4 protein-coding genes are annotated in these 5,721 nt (G+C 58.9%); 2 read left to right on the top strand and 2 right to left on the bottom strand.

Going from position 1 to position 5,721, the window contains the following annotated elements; all coding sequences use genetic code 11:
* Positions 1–117: 117 nt before the first annotated feature.
* Both macA and JSY17_RS16690 read left to right on the top strand, forming a co-directional pair.
* Complete coding sequence (gene macA / locus JSY17_RS16695) at positions 118–1,269, top strand: macrolide transporter subunit MacA (protein WP_206402428.1); 1,152 nt, start codon at positions 118–120, stop codon at positions 1,267–1,269.
* A gap of 2 nt (positions 1,270–1,271) precedes the next feature.
* Entirely contained in the window at positions 1,272–3,278 is a 2,007-nt protein-coding gene (locus JSY17_RS16690; protein WP_117181388.1) for a MacB family efflux pump subunit, read from the top strand.
* Between the two features lie 28 nt (positions 3,279–3,306).
* On the opposite strand, the gene JSY17_RS16685 is transcribed toward JSY17_RS16690, so the two are convergent.
* Positions 3,307–3,975, bottom strand: coding sequence for a LuxR C-terminal-related transcriptional regulator (locus tag JSY17_RS16685; RefSeq protein WP_206402429.1), 669 nt, complete (start codon positions 3,973–3,975; stop codon positions 3,307–3,309).
* A gap of 388 nt (positions 3,976–4,363) precedes the next feature.
* Entirely contained in the window at positions 4,364–5,719 is a 1,356-nt protein-coding gene (gene gudD, locus JSY17_RS16680) for a glucarate dehydratase (RefSeq protein ID WP_206402430.1), read from the bottom strand.
* Positions 5,720–5,721 lie beyond the last annotated feature (2 nt).

Genomic DNA, 5,721 nt, shown 5'->3' with positions numbered 1-5,721 from the left:
GGCCATGAAGAAGGCGCTTCCCGCCGATAAGGGCGGGAAGCTCTGCCGCACAGAACACCGAACAGTCAGTTGCCGCCCCGTCTGGTGGGCGCGATCTTCAAGTATCAGTAGGCATCTATGAACAAGTCGAAATTGCGTAAGGTTGGATTGGGTACTGCCCTGGTATTGGCCGCGGGTATCGTGTTTTATGCCATCGAAGCGCCGGCCAAGCCGCCGACCTATATCACCGCCAAGGTCGAGCGTAGCGACATCGAGAACGCCGTATTGGCGACAGGCGTGCTGGAAGGCATCAAGCAGGTGGACGTCGGTGCCCAGGTTTCCGGGCAGTTGAAGTCGCTCAAGGTCAAGCTGGGAGACAAGGTCAAGAAAGGTCAGTGGCTGGCTGAAATCGACCCTCTGGTATTGCGTAACACCTTGCGCCAGGCCGAGGTGGACGAGGAAAAACTGCAGGCCGACCGACTCTCGGCCCGTGCCCAGATGAAGCAGGCCAAGCGTCTGTATGATCGCTACAAGGAATTACAGACCGATCAGTCTATTTCCCGTCAGGACTTCGAGAATGCCGAGTCGGACTATGAAGTCCAGCAGGCCAACGTCAGTGCGCTGGATGCGCAGATCAAAAGCGCCCAGGTGCAGATCGACACGGCCAAGGTCAATCTGGGCTACACCCGGATCGTCGCGCCTATCGATGGCGACGTGGTGGGGATCGTGACTCAGGAAGGCCAGACCGTCATCGCTCAGCAACTCGCGCCGGTCCTGCTCAAACTGGCGGATCTGGACACCATGACTATCAAGGCTCAGGTTTCCGAAGCCGATGTGATCCACATCAGCACCGGGCAGGAGGTCTATTTCACGATTCTGGGTGAAGACAAGCGTTACTACGCCACGCTGCGCGGTACCGAGCCCGCGCCTCAGGACTATCTGGAAACCGAAGGCAGCGGTTCGTCCAGCAAGCAGAACTCTGCAGTTTTCTATAACGCGCTGTTTGAAGTGCCGAACCCCGATCATCGCCTGCGCATCTCCATGACCGCCCAGGTGCGGATCGTCCTCGACACCGCCAAAAGTGCCCTGAGCATGCCGGTGGCGGCGCTGGGTAGACGCGATGCCGAAGGTGTCTACACCGTACGCGTACTGGACAAGAACGGTTTCGCCCAGGAGCGCAAGGTTCAGACCGGTATCAACAATAACGTTCAGGTGGAGATCAAGGACGGACTCGCCGAAGGTGACCAGGTTGTCATCGCCGATCCGTCAGCGACCGTGGCGGGGTCATGAGCATGAACCAGAAGGTAGAGGTTGCAGCTCTGCACGAGACGACGATCGATACGGGCAGCCCGATCCTGCACCTGCAAGGTGTGAGCCGCAGTTTCATGGCCGGAGACCGCGAGTTTCTGGCCCTCAAGCATATCGATCTGTCGATTCATGCAGGCGAGCTGGTGGCGATCATCGGCGCTTCGGGCTCGGGCAAATCGACGCTGATGAACATCCTCGGTTGTCTGGACCATGCCAGTGGCGGCAGCTACAAGGTCAACGGCCAGGAAACCCGAGATCTCGACGACGAGGAACTGGCGGCGTTGCGTCGCGACCATTTCGGTTTCATTTTCCAGCGCTATCACTTGCTGCCGCACCTGGATGCCGTGCGCAACGTCGAGATTCCGGCTGTATACGCCGGCAAATCCCAGGCGCAACGGCATAAACGGGCCGAAGAGTTGCTGGCGCGCCTGGGCCTGAGCGGGCATCTGTCGCACAGGCCGAGCCAGATGTCCGGTGGTCAGCAGCAGCGGGTGAGTATTGCTCGTGCCCTGATGAACGGCGGCCAGGTGATTCTGGCCGACGAACCCACCGGTGCCCTGGATACCGCCAGCGGCAAGGAGGTCATGAACATCCTTCTGGAGCTGCACGGCCTCGGTCATACAGTGATTCTGGTTACCCACGATCCCAAGGTCGCCGCCAACGCCGAGCGCATCATCGAAGTCAGTGATGGCGAGATCATCAGTGACCAGCGCACGGCGCAAAAGGCACAGGCGGCACCTGAGCCCGAAGCGCAATTGCAGCATGCGGGCGCGTCCCGACGCCTGGGCGTCAGCCTCGGTCTGTTCCGCGAAGCCTTCAACATGGCCTGGATCGCCCTGATCTCGCACCGCATGCGCACCTTGCTGACCATGCTCGGGATCATCATCGGCATCACTTCGGTGGTGTCCATCTCGGCCATCGGTGAAGGTGCCAAGCGCTATGTGCTCAAGGACATCCAGGCCATCGGCAGCAATACCATCGATATCTATGCCGGCAGTAACTTCGGTGACAGTCGGGCCAAATCCATCGAGACCCTGTTGCCATCGGATGTCACGGCACTCAACCAGATGTATTACATCGACAGCGCCACGCCGGTGGTCGGTCGCAGCATGCTGGTGCGCTACCGCAACATTGACGTCGATGCCCAGCTCAATGGTGTCAGCAGTCGTTACTTCCAGGTGCGCAACATCCAACTGGCGGCAGGCATCACCTTCAACGAACAGGACGCCCGGCGTCAGGCCCAGGTGGTGGTGCTCGACCACAACACCGCGCAGCGGCTGTTCGGGCCGGGCGTCAATCCGTTGGGGCAGGTGATCCTGATCGGCAATCTGCCCTGTACGGTGATTGGCGTGACCAGCGATCACAAGAACCTGTTCATCGCCGGCAATACCCTGAATATCTGGATGCCCTACGAAACCGCTGCCGGTCGTGTGCTGGGCCAGCGCCATCTGGACAGCATCAGCGTGCGGGTCAAGGATGGCATGCCGAGCAAGCAGGTGGAGGAAGAGATCAAGGCCCTCATGCTGCAGCGCCACGGCACCAAGGACTTCTTCACCAACAACCTCGACAGCGTCATGCAGACCGTGCAGAAAACCAGCCGCTCGCTGACCTTGCTGCTGTCGCTGATTGCGGTGATTTCCCTGGTGGTCGGTGGTATCGGGGTAATGAACATCATGCTGGTGTCGGTGACCGAGCGGACTCGTGAGATCGGTATCCGCATGGCTGTCGGTGCTCGCCAGTCGGATATCCGCCAGCAGTTTCTGGTGGAGGCTGTGATGGTGTGCCTGATCGGCGGGGTAATCGGTATCGCCCTGTCTTACGGGATCGGCTACCTGTTCACGCTGTTCGTCAAACAGTGGGAAATGGTCTTCTCACCCGCCTCGATCGTCACCGCCTTCGCCTGTTCGACATTGATTGGCGTGCTGTTCGGCTTTGTACCGGCACGCAATGCGGCAAGGCTTGATCCGATCGAAGCGTTGGCGCGGGATTGAGGCCTGCGTCCGAGGGCAGTTCCAGGCCTCAGTTGGCGATGGAAATGCCTTCGGACGACGCATACATCCAGCGCATCAGTGAGTTGCGCCCGCTGATCCCCAGCTTGACGGCGGCGCGACGCTGATAACTGCCTACGGTATTGACCTTCAGGGTCAGGCGTTCGGCCTGCTCCAGAGCCGTATGCCCGGCCAGCAGCCCAAGACAGACCTGTGTTTCGCGCTCGGAAAGCTTCAGGCCGGTTTCGCGAAGACGTTCGTGGAAACGGTCTTCGAGGCTTTCAGTCTTGTTCGCCTCGGCTCTGGACTGGATCGACTGCAAGGTTTCCACATGTTTCTCGAGGATCGAGAACAGGAAAGGCGAGATGTCTTTCAAGCGGCGACGCTCGCCAGCCGAGAAACAGGGTGAAGGAGGCGCACGAAACACCGTGATTCGGCAGCAGTAACCATTGGACTCCTGCATCGGATAGAGGTGGACAGAATCCGTGAACATACTGAGGGCGCGCGCTGAGGTGACGGTTTCGTCAAGCATCGCCCGAGCGCTGGCGAGCCCGGATTGCAGCGGTTGTGGCAGTGCGTGAAGATGTGCGGCATCGATGCCAAGCTGCTTGTTTATCAGCTCAAGAAACGCGCGCGAGAAATTCCGAGTACCAATATTGGCCATGACACTGCCAATTTGCGGAAATAGGGTATGTGGCATTTTGTCATCCATGATGATGTAGCTGGGACAGGTTTTCGACGCGGATAAAGAGACCTCGGTCACGAATATGAATGTACGTGATTGCTTGTATATACAATTTGAGATAAGGAAATGCCGGGCTTTTGACCGCTGGCGACAGGGAGAGAGGACTTGATCTTTTTCGCGATAGCCTTATTGAATCAACAGCTTGTAGCTTCTATATGAAGTCGTTTTTAGCTTCCAGGAGCGAGGCTGTGTCTCAGATCTTGTACGCATCCTGTTACATATTTGCGACTTTTGCAGAATATACGTCGAGCCTCTGCAGGCCTTGATAAAAAACGGCGCACAAGGGGGCTGTGCGCCGGCTGCCAACTGAGTGGCCAGTTTTGGATCTGCAAGTGTGAGTCGATCAGCGCACCAGGCAAGGCTGCTTGTTGTTGAACGTCCAGTCTGGAATCAGGTACTGCATGGCCGTGGCGTCGTCACGGGCACCCAGGCCCATACCTTTGTAGACTTCATGGGCCTTTTGCAGAGCGTCCATATCCAGTTCGATCCCGAGGCCCGGCTTTTTCGGCACGGCCACAAGTCCTCCCTCGATTTTCAGCGGTTCTCTGGTCAGGCGCTGTCCATCCTGCCAGATCCAGTGGGTGTCGATGGCCGTGATCTGGCCAGGAGCGGCAGCCGCGACCTGGGTGAACATCGCCAGGGAAATATCGAAGTGGTTATTGGAGTGCGAGCCCCAGGTCAGCCCCCACTCGTTGCACATCTGTGCCACACGTACCGAGCCTTGCATGGTCCAGAAGTGCGGGTCGGCCAGCGGAATATCCACCGACTGCAATTGAATGGCGTGACCCATCTGACGCCAGTCGGTCGCGATCATGTTGGTTGCAGTGCGCAAACCCGTGGCGCGACGGAACTCGGCCATGACCTCACGACCGGAGAAGCCGTTTTCCGCACCACACGGGTCTTCGGCGTAAGCCAGCACATGATGCTGGTCCCGGCACAGGCGGATGGCTTCTTTCAATGACCAGGCACCATTCGGGTCCAGGGTGATGCGCGCCTGCGGGAAACGCTCGGCCAGGGCGGTGACCGCTTCGATTTCCTCATCACCACGTAACACGCCGCCCTTGAGTTTGAAATCCTTGAAGCCATAACGCTCGTAGGCTGCTTCAGCCAGGCTGACGATCTTTTCCGGAGTCAATGCTTCCTCATTGCGCAGGCGGAACCAGGCGTTATCGGCATCGGCCTCCGAGCGATAGGCCAGATCGGTCCGGGTGCGGTCGCCGACATAGAACAGGTAACCCAGCATTTCCACCGCATCCCGTTGCTGGCCTTCGCCGAGCAGGGCGGCCACCGGCACCTCCAGATGCTGGCCAAGCAGATCCAGCAGGGCCGACTCCACGGCAGTGACCGCATGGATGGTGATACGCAGGTCGAAGGTCTGCAGGCCACGTCCGCCGATGTCGCGATCGGCAAAGGCTGTGCGGACCTGCTTGAGCAGGTGCTGATAATTGCCGATGGACTGACCGATCAGCAGATCCCTGGCATCTTCCAGGGTCTTGCGAATGCCTTCGCCGCCCGGCACTTCGCCGACGCCGATATGGCCGGCGTTGTCCTTGAGGATCAGTACGTTTCGTGTGAAATACGGGCTATGGGCACCACTGAGGTTGAGCAGCATACTGTCGTGGCCCGCAACGGGAACGACCTGCAGCTCTGTGATGACCGGTGCGCCGTGTGTTGCCTGATTTGAAGTCTGAACAGTCATGA

The organism is Pseudomonas capsici, from assembly GCF_017165765.1.
GTDB classification, from domain to species: Bacteria; Pseudomonadota; Gammaproteobacteria; order Pseudomonadales; family Pseudomonadaceae; genus Aquipseudomonas; species Aquipseudomonas capsici.
Note: the sequence above shows the minus strand (reverse complement) of the source record. Positions and strands in the feature narration are given on the sequence as shown.